General features: G+C 64.5%; 13 protein-coding genes. 3 read left to right on the plus strand and 10 right to left on the minus strand.

Annotated features, from left to right (window positions below; translation table 11 throughout):
* The first annotated feature begins 95 nt into the window (after positions 1 to 95).
* Positions 96 to 992, plus strand: a complete 897-nt coding sequence (locus tag K5658_RS11675) for a GGDEF domain-containing protein (RefSeq protein ID WP_221063307.1) — start codon at positions 96 to 98, stop codon at positions 990 to 992.
* Between the two features lie 6 nt (positions 993 to 998).
* Here K5658_RS11675 and K5658_RS11680 read toward each other — a convergent pair whose 3' ends face one another.
* Genes K5658_RS11680 through K5658_RS11710 form a run of 7 tightly spaced genes read right to left on the minus strand, consistent with a single transcriptional unit; the run spans position 999 to position 7,488 of the window.
* Positions 999 to 2,294 carry a type III PLP-dependent enzyme domain-containing protein gene (locus K5658_RS11680; protein WP_221063308.1) on the minus strand — a complete coding sequence of 432 codons (1,296 nt, stop codon included), beginning with the start codon at positions 2,292 to 2,294 and terminating at the stop codon, positions 999 to 1,001.
* A 3-nt stretch (positions 2,295 to 2,297) separates the two neighbouring features.
* Positions 2,298 to 3,869 carry a hypothetical protein gene (locus K5658_RS11685; protein ID WP_221063309.1) on the minus strand — a complete coding sequence of 524 codons (1,572 nt, stop codon included), beginning with the start codon at positions 3,867 to 3,869 and terminating at the stop codon, positions 2,298 to 2,300.
* A 10-nt stretch (positions 3,870 to 3,879) separates the two neighbouring features.
* Complete coding sequence (rluB, locus tag K5658_RS11690) at positions 3,880 to 4,770, minus strand: 23S rRNA pseudouridine(2605) synthase RluB (RefSeq protein ID WP_246628430.1); 891 nt, start codon at positions 4,768 to 4,770, stop codon at positions 3,880 to 3,882.
* The gene (gene scpB / locus K5658_RS11695; RefSeq protein WP_221063311.1) at positions 4,727 to 5,326 is read right to left on the minus strand and encodes an SMC-Scp complex subunit ScpB; all 600 of its coding nucleotides are present in this window, start codon (positions 5,324 to 5,326) and stop codon (positions 4,727 to 4,729) included. The genes rluB and scpB overlap by 44 nt, the downstream gene beginning before the upstream one ends.
* Position 5,327: 1 nt before the next feature.
* Complete coding sequence (locus tag K5658_RS11700; RefSeq protein WP_221063312.1) at positions 5,328 to 6,149, minus strand: segregation and condensation protein A; 822 nt, start codon at positions 6,147 to 6,149, stop codon at positions 5,328 to 5,330.
* A gap of 9 nt (positions 6,150 to 6,158) precedes the next feature.
* Positions 6,159 to 6,845 carry a site-2 protease family protein gene (locus K5658_RS11705; protein ID WP_221063313.1) on the minus strand — a complete coding sequence of 229 codons (687 nt, stop codon included), beginning with the start codon at positions 6,843 to 6,845 and terminating at the stop codon, positions 6,159 to 6,161.
* Positions 6,846 to 6,867: 22 nt separating this feature from the next.
* On the minus strand, positions 6,868 to 7,488 hold the full coding sequence (locus tag K5658_RS11710; protein ID WP_221063314.1) for an L-threonylcarbamoyladenylate synthase: 621 nt from the start codon (positions 7,486 to 7,488) through the stop codon (positions 6,868 to 6,870).
* A gap of 233 nt (positions 7,489 to 7,721) precedes the next feature.
* Between K5658_RS11710 and K5658_RS11715 the strand changes: the two genes are divergently transcribed.
* Positions 7,722 to 10,484: a glycoside hydrolase family 44 protein gene (locus K5658_RS11715; RefSeq protein WP_221063315.1), complete on the plus strand. Its 2,763-nt coding sequence runs from the start codon at positions 7,722 to 7,724 to the stop codon at positions 10,482 to 10,484.
* Positions 10,485 to 10,557: 73 nt separating this feature from the next.
* On the opposite strand, the gene tsaB is transcribed toward K5658_RS11715, so the two are convergent.
* The 3 genes from tsaB to K5658_RS11730 are packed head-to-tail and all read right to left on the minus strand — an operon-like array spanning position 10,558 to position 13,765.
* A complete protein-coding gene (gene tsaB, locus K5658_RS11720; protein ID WP_221063316.1) occupies positions 10,558 to 11,253 on the minus strand; it encodes a tRNA (adenosine(37)-N6)-threonylcarbamoyltransferase complex dimerization subunit type 1 TsaB in 696 nt (231 codons plus the stop codon).
* Between the two features lie 11 nt (positions 11,254 to 11,264).
* Complete coding sequence (yoaA, locus tag K5658_RS11725; RefSeq protein ID WP_221063317.1) at positions 11,265 to 13,190, minus strand: DNA repair helicase YoaA; 1,926 nt, start codon at positions 13,188 to 13,190, stop codon at positions 11,265 to 11,267.
* A 2-nt stretch (positions 13,191 to 13,192) separates the two neighbouring features.
* The gene (locus tag K5658_RS11730; RefSeq protein WP_221063318.1) at positions 13,193 to 13,765 is read right to left on the minus strand and encodes a tetratricopeptide repeat protein; all 573 of its coding nucleotides are present in this window, start codon (positions 13,763 to 13,765) and stop codon (positions 13,193 to 13,195) included.
* 119 nt (positions 13,766 to 13,884) lie between these two features.
* On the opposite strand from K5658_RS11730, the gene K5658_RS11735 reads away from it, so the two are divergent.
* Positions 13,885 to 15,111 carry a DUF1015 domain-containing protein gene (locus K5658_RS11735; protein WP_221063319.1) on the plus strand — a complete coding sequence of 409 codons (1,227 nt, stop codon included), beginning with the start codon at positions 13,885 to 13,887 and terminating at the stop codon, positions 15,109 to 15,111.
* Positions 15,112 to 15,168: the final 57 nt, after the last annotated feature.

Below are 15,168 nucleotides of genomic sequence, written 5' to 3' on the forward strand. Positions count from 1 at the left end.
CGCCTATTCCCTTGATCCAAGCGGGTGCCTATCATTTGGCATGGTTTAGGCTGGGATAAATCCAACGAAAACCCGACGACAAGCCGAGGCGAGCGATGAAAAACGATGCCGGAAACCTGGCGGTGGTTCCCCAAACCCATAAGGTCCTGGGGGAATGGCGGCATGAAAGCGGTGGTATGTTCGACCTGTTGGCCGATCTGCAAACCACCCTCGATATCGCCCAATTGCTACAGATGTTCAGCGAACACCTACAAGCGAGCGTGCCGCACGAGGGCTATGGATTCCACAACCCGCTCCTGAATCTCGACCTGGAGCAGGGCCGGGAAGCGCACCACCATTGCAGCTATACCCTGAAGTTGCAGGATGAAACCCTGGGCGAATGGCGGATGCGGCGCGACCGCCGTTTCAGCCAGGCCGACCTGGAAATCACGGAAAACCTGCTGTCCCATTTGCTCTATCCGCTCCGCAACTGCCTACGCTACCGGGAGGCGGTGTGCTATGCCCATACCGATCCCCTGACCCAGGTCGGCAACCGGATCGCCCTCCTGAGCCAAATCCAGCGCGAAATCGACCTGGCCCGCCGCCATGGGACGCCTTTCGCGGTGGTGTTCCTGGATATCGACCATTTCAAGGCCATCAACGACACCCACGGCCATGCGGCGGGCGATGCGGTGCTGCGTTCCGTGGCCCATAGCGTCAAGCAAGTGGTGCGCTCCACCGATGGCGTGTTCCGCTATGGCGGGGAAGAGTTCGTGGTTTTGTTCAGCCATGTGGGCAGGCGGGACGCCCTGAGCCTGGCGGAACGCATCCGCCAAGCCGTGGCGGCGCAGGCGCATCCTGTGGGCGAGGACGGCGCGACGCTGACGGTGACGGTAAGCCTGGGACTGGCCTTGCTCGCTCCGGGCGAGTCGCCGATGGCCCTGATGAACCGGGCGGATCAGGCCATGTACAAGGCCAAGCGCCTGGGCCGCAACCGGGTGGCGATGGCCTAGGGCGGTTTACCCCCCCCAGAACCGGACCACATCCGCCGGCTCCTCCCCTGCCAGCAATACCTGGAACCGCCACGGGTCGGCCCGGTAGCCCAAGACCCTCGGCAAACCCCGGTTGCAATGCCGCGACCACAGGCCCAGCGTATAGCCCCCGGCGTCGTGCAGCACGATCCAGTCGCCCGCCTCCACCCTGGGCAAAACGGCCTCTTCCGCCAAAATATCGCCGCCGAAGCACAAGGGTCCGGCGATGACATGGGGTTCGCCGGGGGCTTGCTTTGGGCGGCCATCCGGGGCCAGCACCGAAATATGATGATGCCAATCCTCCGGGCGGTAGACCTTCCGCATGAACAAATCGGCCCCGAAATGGACGACGGCGGTCCGCCGCCCTGCATCGGTCTTGAGGTATTCCACCCGGCTGGCCGCGAAACCGCTCCCGGCTTGCAGGATCCGGCCAAATTCGGTCGCCAAGCGGACCCCTTCCGCGAACGCCTCCGGGACGGCCCGGCCCAGCGCGGCGGCATAGGCCGCCGGGGTGGGCGCGGTTCCATCCGCCCGGTAAGGCCAGGGCAGGCCGCCACCGATGTCCACCGAGACGATGCGGCGCTCGCCCAAATCCCGATGGATCGTTTCCCGCAAGGCGAACACCAGTTCCGCCGCCCGGACCATCCGCGCCATGCCGATGCCCTGGCTGCCGGTGTGGACATGCAAACCCCGTAGCCAGGGATAGCGCCGGAACGCCGCGACGATGGCGGCGCGTTGCTCCCCCAAAGGCACGCCGAACTTGGAATAACCGCCCGAGACGCTGAGCATCCCAATACTGCCCAGGCCGGTTTGGGGATTGACGCGCAGGCCGATCAGGCTGGTTGGCTGGGGATCGCCGTCCAGCAGCGTATCGATGCGGGCCAACTCGTCGAAATTATCGGCGTTGACCGTGACGCCGGCGTCCAGGGCCGTGGCGAGTTCGTCGCGGGTTTTGGCGGGCGAATCGAACAGGATGCGTTCCGGCGGGCAGCCCGCCGCCTGGGCCAGGGCCACTTCCTCCCAGGAGGCGGCTTCCAGGCCCATGCCCCGCGCCACCGCGAAGCGCAGCACCCCGACCACCGGATTGGCCTTGATGGCGAGGGCGTGCAGGGTGCCCGGCGGGAAGCTGGTGCTTAACAGGTCGATCCGCGCCGCCAGGGCGTCCAGGCTGTGGAACAGCAAGGCGGGCCGGTCGCCCGCGACGCCTTGGGCCATGGCGGCGGCGAGCGCTTGGCCCGCCTCCGCCGCGTCGATGCGGGTATGCCAAGCGAAAGCTTCCGCCATGGTTCAGACTTCCCGCGCCAGCAAGGCGGCTTCGTGGGCGGCGATGAATTCCAGCTTGAGGCGCGTTTGTTCCAGCTTCGCCGCCAGCCAGGCCAGCCGGGCCTCCAAATCCACGCCCAGCGTGGCGTCGGCGGCGATATCGGCGATCAACACCCCGCCTATCGCCACCCGGATGACATGGTCGTGGCGGCCCACATGCACCGACTGGCCCAGTTGGAAACAGACGCGGGCGGCATCCACAACCACGCGATCTTCCTTTTCCGCAGCGAGGCCGGAAATATCCCGGCTCATCCAGCGCAGCCAGCGCTCCAGATCGGGTTTTTCCAGTTGGTGGGCATGTACGCCGCAAGCTTTGACCCGGAAGCTGAACACCGTGGTTTTCGATTCCAGCAACCGCTCGGAGGCGTCGTCGTAGAGGGGGGTCGGTACATTGATGGGTTCGAGCAGCGGACTCCGGCCCAGGATGGCGGGGGCTTGCGACTCGAAGAAGCGCAGGACGCGGTAACGCGCCAAGGGCGGCGTGGCGTAATAGGCCCGCATCTCGGCCAGGGCGGCTTCCCAGCGCAACAGCAAGCCCAGGTTGACGGCGGGCGCGAGCGCCTCCCGCGCCTGGGTCCAATCCTCCGGCAATTGGGCCGGGGTGAGATAGGCCGAAAATCCCGAGGGAAACCGGATTCGGGTTTGGTCTTCCGGCAGGCGTCGCGCGGGGATGAGCAGGCAGCCGGAAAAAGGCGGTCCGCCGTAGAATTTCGAGCCGGTCAGGATCACCATGCAGCCCCGCGCCAGATAATCGCGCAACCCCCGGCGGCTGAACCGGCCCTGGGCCGCGTCGATGATGGGGATCAGGTCGCCGCCATGGCGGTCGATCAGGGCGTTCAGGGTTTCCAGGCGGGGGGCGTGGACGCCGGTCTTGCTGTGGGCGACCACATGGACGACGACCTTGGCCCCGCGCGCCAGCCCGGCCCGGACCCGGCCCAGGATTTCAGCGTCCAGTTCGCCGGGGGCGCGTTCGGCGGCGCTGTCGCCGCGAATTTTGATTTCGTGGACCAGGGTGCGCCCGGCCAGATCGGCATCCAGCGCCGCGCCGGGTTCGGCGCTCCGGCCCGAGGGCAAGCGCCGGGAAAAATACCGCGCCCCCGCCGCCAACACGCTGCCGCTGCCCACTTCGCGGGCACCGACCACGATGTTCACCAAGGGGCGGCGATGGCCCCACCCGGCGATGCCAAGGGCCACCGATTCGGCATCGGTGCCCGAGGGCGTCAGCATGACGCGCAAACCCTGGATGTTGCGCAGCTCCATCAAATCCAGCAGGCCATCCCGTATCCAGCGCCCCAGCGCGTCCGCCGCCGCGAGTTCACCGTCCGCCGCCGCCCGCCACTGGAAGGCTTCCAGGGCCGAGCGGGCCGCCGCCCAACCCCGTGGCGAAATGGCCGAACTGGTGCAGCTACCGAAACCCACGCCGGGCCGGGGCCGGACCGCGCCGCCGTAGCGGTTCAGCCCATCCGCGCCCAGGACCGAGCGCTCGTCCCCGCCCGAGCACAGCCATTGTTCCAGGGAACGCGGCGCGGTGCCCAAGGTTTGCGCCCTATCTCCGCCCCCTGGGCCGGGTATCGTCCCGGCCAGGGCGGCGCTCCATCGGCCCGTGCCGTTTTTCCGCCGGATGTTCCGCCGCCAAACCCACCAGCGCCATCAATGCCGCGACCCCCTCCGGCGGCAATTCCCAGCTATGCCCGGCCTTCAAATGCGGCGGCAAAGCCACCCCGGCGAACCGGATACGGATCAAGCGGCTGACCGCGACGCCCTGCGATTCCCAGAGCCGCCGCACGATGCGGTTGCGCCCTTCGCGCAGGGTGACATGGAACCATTTGTTGGCCCCCTCCCCCCCCGCCGCCTCGATGGTCTCGAACCGGGCCAGGCCATCTTCCAGCAATACGCCCTGCGACAGCCGCCCGAGCATGGCTTCGTCGATATTACCCAGGACGCGCACGGCGTATTGGCGCTCGATCTGGTGGGAAGGGTGCATCAGCCGGTTGGCGAGTTCACCATGGGTGGTGACCAGCAGCAACCCTTGGGTGTTGATGTCCAAGCGGCCTATGGCGATCCAGCGCCCGCGTTCCGGCCTGGGCAATTGGGTGAAGATCACCGGACGGCCTTCCGGGTCGCGGCGGCTGACCACTTCCCCGGCGGGTTTGTGGTAGAGCAGCACCCGGGTTTCGGCCTGGGATTTCCGGGCGAGGTCGATGGGGCGGCCATTGACGGTGATGCTGTCGTCCGGGCGGCAACGCGCACCCAGTTCGGCCCGCTGCCCGTTGAGGGAAATGCGTCCATCCTTGATCCATTGCTCGATTTCCCGGCGCGAACCCAGGCCCAATTGGGCCAGCACTTTCTGGATGCGCTCCCCGGCCTGGTCGGCGGCGGATGGGGTCTCCGGCTCAGGCGTCCGGTGCTGCGGTTGGGATCGTGGGAATGTGCGCATGGGAGGGTTCCTGTTCATTGGGTTCCTGGGGGCTGTCGAGCCGGTCGATGAACGCCTGCAAAGGCGGTAGTTCGCTCAGGCTTTTCAGGCCGAAATAATCGAGGAAATGCCGGGTGGTGGCGAGCAAGGCCGGGCGGCCGGGGACTTCCTTGTGGCCCACGGTCTGGACCCAGTTGCGGTCGAGCAGGGTGCGGACGATGCCGGTGTTCACCGCCACGCCCCGGATGTCCTCGATCTCGCCCCGTGTGACCGGTTGGCGGTAGGCGATGATGGCGAGGGTTTCCAGCAAGGCCCGCGAATAACGGGCCGGGCGCTCCTCGAACAACCGCGACAGCCAGGGCGAAAAGGCCGCCCGCACTTGCAGGCGGTAGCCGGTCGCCACCTGTTTCAATTCGACCGGGCGGCCTTGGCAGTCCTCGGCCAGCGCGGCCAAGGCCGCTTGCAAGGCTTCCGGGCCGGGCTGTTCCAGTTCGCCGAACAGGCCCAGCAATTCCGCCTGGCTCAGGGGCCGGCCCGCCGCCAGCAAGGCCGCTTCGATAATGTGCTTGAGTTCCATCCTAGTCGGCGACCGGGGCGGCGGCGCGGATTTGCAAGGGCCCGAGCGGTTCGTCCTGGAGGATTTCGATCAGCCGCTCCTTGGACAATTCCAGTATAGCCAGCAACGCGACCACGGCACCGGGACGGCCTTCGCCGCGTTCGAACAATTCCTGGAACGGCACCAGCGCCTGTGTTTTCAGCCTCCCCAGGATGCCCGCCATCCGCTCCCGCACCGACAAGGGTTCGCGCTTGATCTGGTGGCGGGTGAGGCGGTCGGCCCGGCGCAGCACGTCCTGGAACGCCAGCAGGATTTCTTGCAGCGCGACTTCCGGGTAGACCTTATCGACCTGGATGGCCCCGGTGTCGGCGGACACCTCGTGGACATCGCGCTCGCAGCGCGGCAATTGGTCCAGCGCTTGCGCCGCCAGTTTGTAGCGCTCGTATTCCCGGAGGCGGCGGATCAAATCGGCGCGGGGGTCGTCCTCCTCGCTCTCGGCGGCGGCGGGTTTCGGCAGCAACATCCGGGATTTGATCTCGGCCAGGATCGCGGCCATCAGCAGGTACTCGGCGGCAAGTTCGATACGCAGCACGGCCATCATGTCGATATAGGCGATGTATTGGCGGGTGATATCGGCGATGGGGATTTCGAGGATCGACAGGTTCTGCCGCCGGATCAAATACAGCAACAAATCCAGCGGACCCTCGAACGATTCCAGGATCACTTCCAGCGCGTCGGGCGGGATATAGAGATCGGTCGGCAGGTCGGTGACGGGGTTGCCGTTGACGATGGCGACCACCTCCACGGGCGCGGCGCTGTCGCCCGGCGCGCTATGCTCGCTCATCGGCGGACCTTAGCCCCCCGGTCCCATCAATTGGTACAGGATGCCGTAGGGAATCCCGGCATAGAGCAGCGATTGGTTGAGCAACAGGTTCATCGGTCCGCCAAGCAACATCGACAGCGCCGGGGTCGCGATCAAGATCAACAGGATCACCAAGCCGTATTGTTCCAACTGGCCGTAGCGGTAAGCCCATTTGTCCGGCAGCAGGCTGGTCATGATGCGTCCGCCGTCCAGGGGCGGCAGCGGCACCAGGTTGATGAGCATCAGCATCAGGTTGATGTAGATACCGGCGGCGGCCATGTAGATCATCGGCAGCGAGTAATAACGGTCGCCGATCACATGCGCCAGCTTGGAAATCAATATCCAGCACACCACCATCAGCAGGTTGGCCAGCGGCCCGGCCAGGGCGACCAGGCCGATATCGCGCTTGGGCTTGTGGAGCTTGCCCCAATCGACCGGCACCGGCTTGGCCCAGCCGAAGATGAAGCCGCCCAGCACCAGCATCACTCCCGGCAGGATGATCGTGCCCACGGGATCGACATGCTTGAGCGGATTGAGGGTCAGGCGTCCCAGGCGGTCCGCCGTCTTATCGCCGAGCAGCTTGGCGATCCAGCCGTGGGCGACTTCGTGCAGGGTGATGGCGAAAATCACGGGCAAGGCCCAAACGGCGAAACGCCCGACCGTGGTGAGTTGTTCCATGGGGATAGTGGCAAATCAGCGGTTAAAACAAGCCGTCAACGGTGCCCTTGCCCTGCCGGATCAGTTCCGGGCGGGCCTCGGTGAAACCGATGATGGTGGTGGGTTGGTAGGCCACCGGGCCGGCGTCGAGGATCAGGTCCACCTCTTTTTCGAGGCGGGCGCGGATGTCCTCGGGGTCGCTCATGGCGTCTTCGTGTCCTGGGAGGATCAGGGTGGAACTGAACAAGGGTTCTTGGAGTTCTTCCACCAAGGCCATGGTGATGGGATTGTTCGGGAGCCGGATGCCGATGGTCTTGCGCTTGGAGTGCTGCAAGCGCCTGGGAGTTTCGCGGGTGGCCGGCAGGATGAAGGTGAAGGGTCCGGGGGTCAGGGTCTTGATGAGGCGGAAGGCTTCGTTGTTGATCTTGGCGAAGGTGGCGATTTGCGAAAGATCGATGCAGACCAGGGTGAAATTATGCGCGTCGCCGAGTTGGCGGATGCGGCGGATGCGTTCGAGGGCGTCCTTGTTGTCGAGTTGGCAGGCGAAGGCGTAGCCGGAATCGGTGGGATACACGATCAAACCTCCCTGCCGGATGATCTCCACGGCGCGGCGGATCAGCCGTTGCTGGGGGTCTTTGGGGTGAACCTGGAAATATTGTGCCATGGCGATAGTTTACTCGATGCGGTACGCATTATGCAGTGGCGGCGCGGCGATTGGCGGTGCCGCACCGGGGCCCAGCGGCTTCCCGGTGAATATTGCCCGCCGCGAAGGTGAATAATCCCCCGCCCTCCGGGCTAAATTCCACATTATTCAAATGGACTTCGGACTAAGCTTGAGCCGTCTAATGGCGGATTTAGGTTCCGTCCCGTGTCGAACTTTCCAAGGGGGATTTTCCCATGCCTACACGACAGCTTACCGGGTGGTCGTTGCTCCATCTTTGTGGATTACTCTTGCTGCTGGTCGCGGCCCTACCCGGCCATGCCGCGCTCAACTCCGTTTCCATCTACAACAATTCCGGTTTCCAAGGCCAATGGGGCGTGAACAATTGGGGCACCATCGCCATGAGCGACCCCAACGCCCAGGCCCCGGGCCGGACCGGCAAGGCGATAGAAGTCCGGTTTTCCGGCCAGGACAACCTCTGGCGGGCCTTCGGCATCGGTCCCGCCGATTGGAACAATCCGCCGGTCTATTACCTGAACGAAGTCCTCACCATCGAATTCGATCTCTACATCGAACCCAACTCGTCGAAAACCGAAAACCTGAAGTTCATCCTGGAAGACGCGGGCTATGCCGACGAACTCCCGCTGGTGAATTTCATTCCCGGCTGGGCCGGGATGACGGCGGACCAGCGCTTCGGCCACTGGTTCCACATCAGGGTCAACCTGAAGCAACTACATCCGAAAATCTTCCGGTTTTCGCGCTTCCTGCTGTTCAACATCGACGACGGTTCCGGCGTCGCCGCCGATACCCATTTCTATATGGCCGCGGTGAAACTGGGCTGGAGCCCGGACACCACGCCCCCCGTGATAAAACCGGGTTCGGCCACCCTCAGTCCCACCCACGACCAACTCGCCCTGGTTTTCAAGACCAACGAAGCCACGCTTTACCGCTTCGAATACGGCGTCAACGATTACAGCCATAAGGTCCAAGACCTGCAGAACTGGGGCACGGCCCACACGGTGAACCTGACCGGCCTGACGCCCGGCACCACCGTGCAATACCGCTTCACCGCCCTGGATCATCGTATCGATCCCCAGGCCACGCCCAACCAGAGCGTGCTGGAAGGCAGCTACGTCCTGCCCCCGGCCCCGACCACGCCGCCCATCTTGTCCACCCCGACCGCGACCGGCGTGGAAGGCCATAAAGTCACCTTGAAATGGACCACCGACCGGCCTTGCACCGCCGAACTGAGTTTCCAGAAGCAGGGCGGCGGGGAAACGCTGCGACGCACGCTTACCGACTTCGCCGCCTCGCGCAGCCTGTTGATCGATTTGCTACAACCTGCCACGGCTTACACCGGAACCCTCAAGGTCACCGACCATTTCGGCAACCAAACCTCCAGCGCCGTCGCCTTCACCACCAAGGCCAACAGCAGCGTCGATGTCGGGGTCACGCTGAATCCCGCCAGCCGGAAGCCGATTTCCCCCTATATCTACGGCAGCAACCAGAACCACGGCGCACCGCAATACACCTTCGGACGCTTGGGCGGCAACCGCTGGACCGCCTACAACTGGGAGAACAACGCCAGCAATGCCGGCGTCGATTACCTCAACGAGAACGACGACTACCTGCCCTGGGTCGAGGGGGTGCCCGCCAACCAGTACAACGTGCCGGGCCGGGCGGTTTCCTACGAGGTGGACAAGGTGTTCGCCGCCACCGGCCACGCCGACGCGGCCCTGGTCACGGTGCCGATCCTGGGCTATGTCGCCGCCGACAAGGGTCCCGGGGGCGATGTCGCCGATTCCGGTCCCAATTACCTGCAAACCCGTTTCAAGCAGGTCGATCTGGAGAAGAACGCGCCGTTCGCCACCACGCCGGACACTGCCGATCCCTTCGTCTTCACCGACGAATATGTCAACTGGATCAAGACCGTGGTCAAACCGGCCCATCCCGGCAAGCAGGTCTTCTACTCGCTGGATAACGAGCCGGATATCTGGTTCGCCAGCCATCCGCGCATCGAGCCGCACCAGGAATCCTACGACAGCCTGTGCCAGAAGAACCAAGCCGCCGCCGAGACCATCAAGACGGTCGATCCCAATGCCGTGGTGTTCGGTTTCGTCAGCTATGGCTGGTATGGCTTCACCTATTTGCAGGGCGCGCCCGACGGCAGCGGGTCGGACCATGCCAGCAAGGGCGATTTCACCGAGTACTACCTAGACCGCATGAGACAGGCCGAAACCACCGTCGGGAAACGGCTGGTCGATGTGCTGGACCTGCATTTCTACACCGAAGCCAAATCGGCGGGCGGCTCGCCGGTCGGGTATTACTGGGATGGCAGCAAGATGGCCACGCTCAACACGCCCGAAGTAATCGCGGCCCGTTTACAGGCGACGCGCTCGCTGTGGGATGCCGGGTATGTGGAGAACTCCTGGATTCCGGGGGTATTGCCGGAGGGCGACAAGGCCATCCGCTTGATTCCCCGGATGAAGGCCAAGATCGACGCGCATTATCCCGGCACCCAGTTCGCCATCACCGAATACAACTACGGCGGCGGCGACCATATCTCGGGGGCTTTGGCCGAGGCGGACGCCCTGGGCATCTTCGGCCAGCAAGGCGTGTTCGCCGCCACCCGTTGGCAGATGGGCGGCACCGAGCCGTTCATCGAGGCCGCGTTCCTGATGTACCGGGGTTTCGATGGCAAGACGGCGAACTTCGGGGATATCGCCTTGGCCGCGCAATCCGCCGATGTCACCAAGATATCGGTCTACGCCAGCGTGGATTTCAGCGTGGCGGGCCGTTCGGTGTTCGTGGCGATCAACCGCAGCGACAAGGCCCAGGACGTGGGCTTGCAAGGCTTGCCGAACCAGGGCACAGCGCGTGTCTACCGGCTGGCCGGTACCGCGACCCAGCCCGTGTATATGGGGTCGGTCCCGGTGACCAAAACCCACTGGGTGGTGGCCCTGCCGCCGATGAGTGTGTCCACCATCGAAATCCGCTGAGGCTGGTGCTTTAACCGGACATGGAAACGCCCGTGGGATGTGCCGACGCACATCCCACGGGCGTTCTGGTCTCTCAGGCCAAGCTGGGCAATCGGGGTTTCTTCGCCACGTTGTCCCGCAGGTAAATAGGCTGGGCCTGCTCCACCGGCACCGCCGCGCCCGCCTGGAAAGCCGCGGCCCCCAAGCGGGCGACGACCCCGGCACGGGGGAACCGCCCTTCCAACACGGTCAGCACCCGCCCGCCCAGGCGCTCCCCCAATACGGCACCATAGGTCGCCCAACCACTCCCGGTCGCTACGCCCCGGACCGCCTCGGGAAACGGCGCTTGCTCCGCCGGAAGCACGGCTTCCTCCCCCAGCAATTCGGCCCAGCCCGCCCCACCCCGCCGGTACACGCCCCAATAGACTTCCCCCATCCGGGCATCGATGCAGGGAAAGGCGGTGTCCAGCCCGGTCTCGGCCAGCGCCGCCTCGGCCAAGGCCGCCAAGGTCGAAACCGGCACCACCAGCAAATCCGCCCCGAAAGCGATGCCCTGCGCCACCCCCGCCGCGATCCGCACCCCGGTGAACGAACCCGGCCCGCGCCCGAAAGCCAGGGCGTCGAGTTGCCCGACGACCAGCCCCGCTTCCGCCAACAGCTCGTCCACCATGGGTAGGATCAGGCTGTTGTGCAGGCGCGGGGCCAGTTGGTAACGCTCAATGATGTGGTCCCCCACCAGCAAGGCGGCGGAACAGGCTTCGGTGGCGGTTTCGATGGCGAGTAGGTTCATGGTCGGTGTCGTCAAATCTGGGCGAAAAAGCGTTCCACATCGGCCAGGGCGCGGCTCCTGGGCATGTCCGGGAGGCTATCCAGGAACGAATCGCCATAGGAACGGCCCACGAGGCGCGGATCGCACAGCACCAGCACGCCCCGGTCGGTCTGGTTGCGGATCAAGCGGCCCACGCCCTGCTTCAAAGCCAGGATGGCCGTGGGCAATTGATAGGACATGAAGGGATTCACCCCGGTTTTCTTCAGGCTTTCCAAACGGGCGCCCAACACCGGATCGCCGGGCGAGGCGAACGGCAATTTGTCGATGATGACACAGGACAAGGCCGGGCCTTGCACATCCACCCCTTCCCAAAAGCTGGCCGTTCCCAGCAAGACACCATTGCCCGCCCGCTTGAACGCTTCCAGCAAGGTCGATTTGGGTTGGCTGCCCTGGATGAATAAGGGATAGTCCAGGTGTTCGGGCAGGAGCTTGGCGGCTTCTAGCAAGGCTTGGTGCGAAGTGAACAACAAGAACGCCCGGCCCCGGCTGGCCCGCAACACCGGCACGGCGGCACCGACCACGGCCTGGGTATAGCCCTGGGTGCCCGGATCGGGCAGGCCGGGCGGCAGGTATAGCAGTGATTGGCGTTGATAGTCGAACGGGCTGTCCCAAGCCTTGCATTCGGCTTCCTGGAGTCCGCATTGGTTGATGAAATGCCCGAAGTCGCCACCCACGGTCAGGGTGGCCGAGGCGAACACCCAGGCGGCTTGGCTGTGCTGGCGGAATTTGCCGAATTCGTTGGCGACGGTCAACGGCGTGCGGTTCAGGCTGAAGGCGCGTTTGCGGGTCTCGAACCAGCGCACGGTGTCGCCGATGTCGGTGTCCTCGTTATCGTCGAGGAAAGCGTAGAGCCGGGAGCCGATCTCGAAACAGCGTTTGTAGCAGGATTCCAAACCCTTGCCGCGCACTGCCAAAGGCTTGAGCAATTCGACCAACCGGCCCAATTGCACGAACAGGCCGCCGATGATCTCCTTGACCAAGGGATCGTCCGCCACCCGGTGCCAAGCTTCGCGGCGGGTGGTTTCCACCCCCAGCGCCAACCGCAAATCCTCGGTTTGGCGGTGCAGCCAATCGGCCTCGTCTTGCAACTCGGGCACGTCGCGGGCGTCCTTGACCCACTCGGCGGTGATATCGTCGGCCAGTTCGGTGAATTGGCGCGAAGTCACGCTCAACCCGAGGAACTGGGTGGACGACTCCAGGAATTGATGGGCCTCGTCCACCACGATGGCCTGGACATTCGGCAGGAGTTCGCCGAAGCCATCGTTCCTCAGGGTCCAATCCGCCCATAGCAAATGATGGTTGACGACCACCACATCGGCTTCCAGCGCGGCGCGGCGGGCCTTGACCAGATGGCATTCCGCATATTGGGGACATTCCGAACCCAGGCAATTGTCCACGGTGGAGGTCGCCGCCGCCCACAGCGGCGAGGATTCCGGCACGTCGACCGCCTCGGCGATGTCGCCGGTCTGGGTGTGCTTGGCCCAGCGGCGGATGGCTTCCAGCGTGGCGGCGTCGGTCGGGCTATAACCGCTCTTGAAGCCCAGGGTGGTTTGCAATCGGTAGATGCACAGGTAATTGGCGCGGCCCTTCAACAGCACGGCCTGGAACGGCAGGCCCAGGGCGTGCCGGACTAAGGGCAAGTCCTTGCGGTAAAGCTGGTCCTGCAAGGTCTTGGTGGCGGTGGAGACGATGACTTTCTTGCCGGACAGGAGGACCGGAATCAGATAGGCCAGGGTTTTGCCGGTGCCGGTGCCGGCTTCGGCCACGAGGTTGCCGCCCCGTTCCAAGGTCGCCGCGACGGCCTCGGCCATTTCTAGCTGGGCCGGGCGGGACTCGAAACCCTGCAAGCGCCGCATCAACAGGCCATCGGGGCCAAATAAAGTGTGGAGGTCGTGCATCGCTACTGCCCCGCTTTGCGTAGCGCCTCGTCCGCGCCCGCCGTGTCGCCCCGCAAGCGCCGGGCTTCGGCGATGAGGGACCAGTTGGCGCTGATCAGGGCATTGTCGCCTTGGGCATGGAGATTGGATTTCTTGGCGAGGTCTTCGGCCAAGCCGGGTTCTTGTTGCCGCAACCGGACCTCGGCCAGATCGTGCCAAAGCTTGGGGTTCTTGGGCTGGATGCGGATGGCCCGCTCCAACGCGGTGGCGGCGTTGTCCAGATCGCCGCTTTGAAGGCTTTGCCCGGCCTCGTCCATCAGGGCCAGGACGGCGGGCGGCGTGTGGGTCGGTCCGGTGCCTCCGGTGCGTTCTTCCGGGGCTGTGTCGGCGGGCGGAGGCGCGGTGGATTCGGGAACCGGGGCCGGCGCAACGGACTTGGCTGGTGGGGCCGGGGCGGTACGGGTGGGTTCCCGATGCGGATGGCGATAGATCGTGGTGGTGGCGGTACCCACGCAGGCGGTTTGGGCCAACAAGACCGGAAGCAGCCACAACAGGCGGTCGGTTCGCTGCGGGCTTGGGCGGGTATGGAATGGCATAGGGTATGGACTTGGCGATACACGGTCCGGGAGTGGGGCTAAAGGATACCGCATATCGGGCTGGCGGCGGGGTGGAATGAGGGTGCTAGAATGCCGACTTTTCACCCAGGAGAGCCCCCATGCCCCTCGTCCGACCCTTCGCCGCCCTCCGCCCCGCGCCGGGCCGCGCCACCGAGATCATCGCCCCGCCCTACGATGTGCTGAACACCGCGGAAGCCCGTGCCCTGGCCCAGAACAAGCCCTGGAGCTTCCTGCATATCTCCAAGCCCGAAATCGACCTGCCGGAAGGCACCGACCCTTACGCGCCGGAAGTCTATGCCAAGGCCGCGCAAAACCTCGCCGACATGATCGCCGCCGGGGTGCTGCAACGCGACGGACAACCCTGTTATTACGTCTACCGGCTCGTGATGGACGGGCGCTCCCAGGTCGGCTTGGTGGCGAGCGCCAGCGTCGCGGCCTACGATAGCCACCGTATCCGCCGTCACGAATTCACCCGCCCCGATAAGGAAGACGACCGCGTCCGTCAGATCGATGCCTTGAACGCGCAGACCGGGCCGGTGTTATTGGCCTATCCCGACGCCCCGGCGGTCGATGCGATCCTGGCCGAAGTGTCCGCCGGTACGCCCGAAGCCGACGCCGTGGCGGAATCCGGAGTGCGGCACACGCTATGGGTGGTCCGCGATGCCCGGACCATCGCCGAACTGACCGGCCATTTCGAGGCGCTGCCTGCGCTGTATATCGCCGATGGGCATCACCGTTCGGCGGCGGCTTCCCGGATCGCGGCGGCGCGGCGCACCAGCGATGCCGAGGCCGATCATGAGTATTTCCTGGCGGTGATGTTCCCCTACCATCAAATGCGTATCCTGGACTACAACCGCTTGATCCGGGATTTGCAGGGTTTGGACGAGGCGGAATTCTTGAACCGTGTGGCTGACCGGTTCGACATCGAGGCCAGCGCGGATCCGGTCCATCCGGCCAAGCCCGGCGAGTTCGGTTTATATCTGGGAGGGCGGTGGCGGCGTTTGAACATCCATAGCCATCTTATTCCGCAAGACCCGGTTGGACGTTTGGATGTGAGTTTGTTGCATGCCTATCTGATCGAGCCGATCCTGGGCATCGCCGATGCGCGGCGTGATAAGCGGATCGATTTCGTGGGTGGCATCCGGGGTTTGGGTGAATTGGAGCGTCGGGTCGATAGTGGCGAGATGGTTTTGGCTTTTTCCTTGTACCCTACCCGTATGCAGGATTTGATGGCGGTGGCGGATGTCGGTGAAGTGATGCCACCAAAGTCGACGTGGTTTGAGCCTAAATTGGCTGATGGTATGGTTTCGCATGTGATTGTTTAGTTTTCTGGTTTTATTTTTTTGTGTTTTGGTTTTTATTCAAAATGATACTGTTATCAT

This window comes from Methylomagnum ishizawai (assembly GCF_019670005.1).
GTDB classification, from domain to species: Bacteria; Pseudomonadota; Gammaproteobacteria; order Methylococcales; family Methylococcaceae; genus Methylomagnum; species Methylomagnum ishizawai.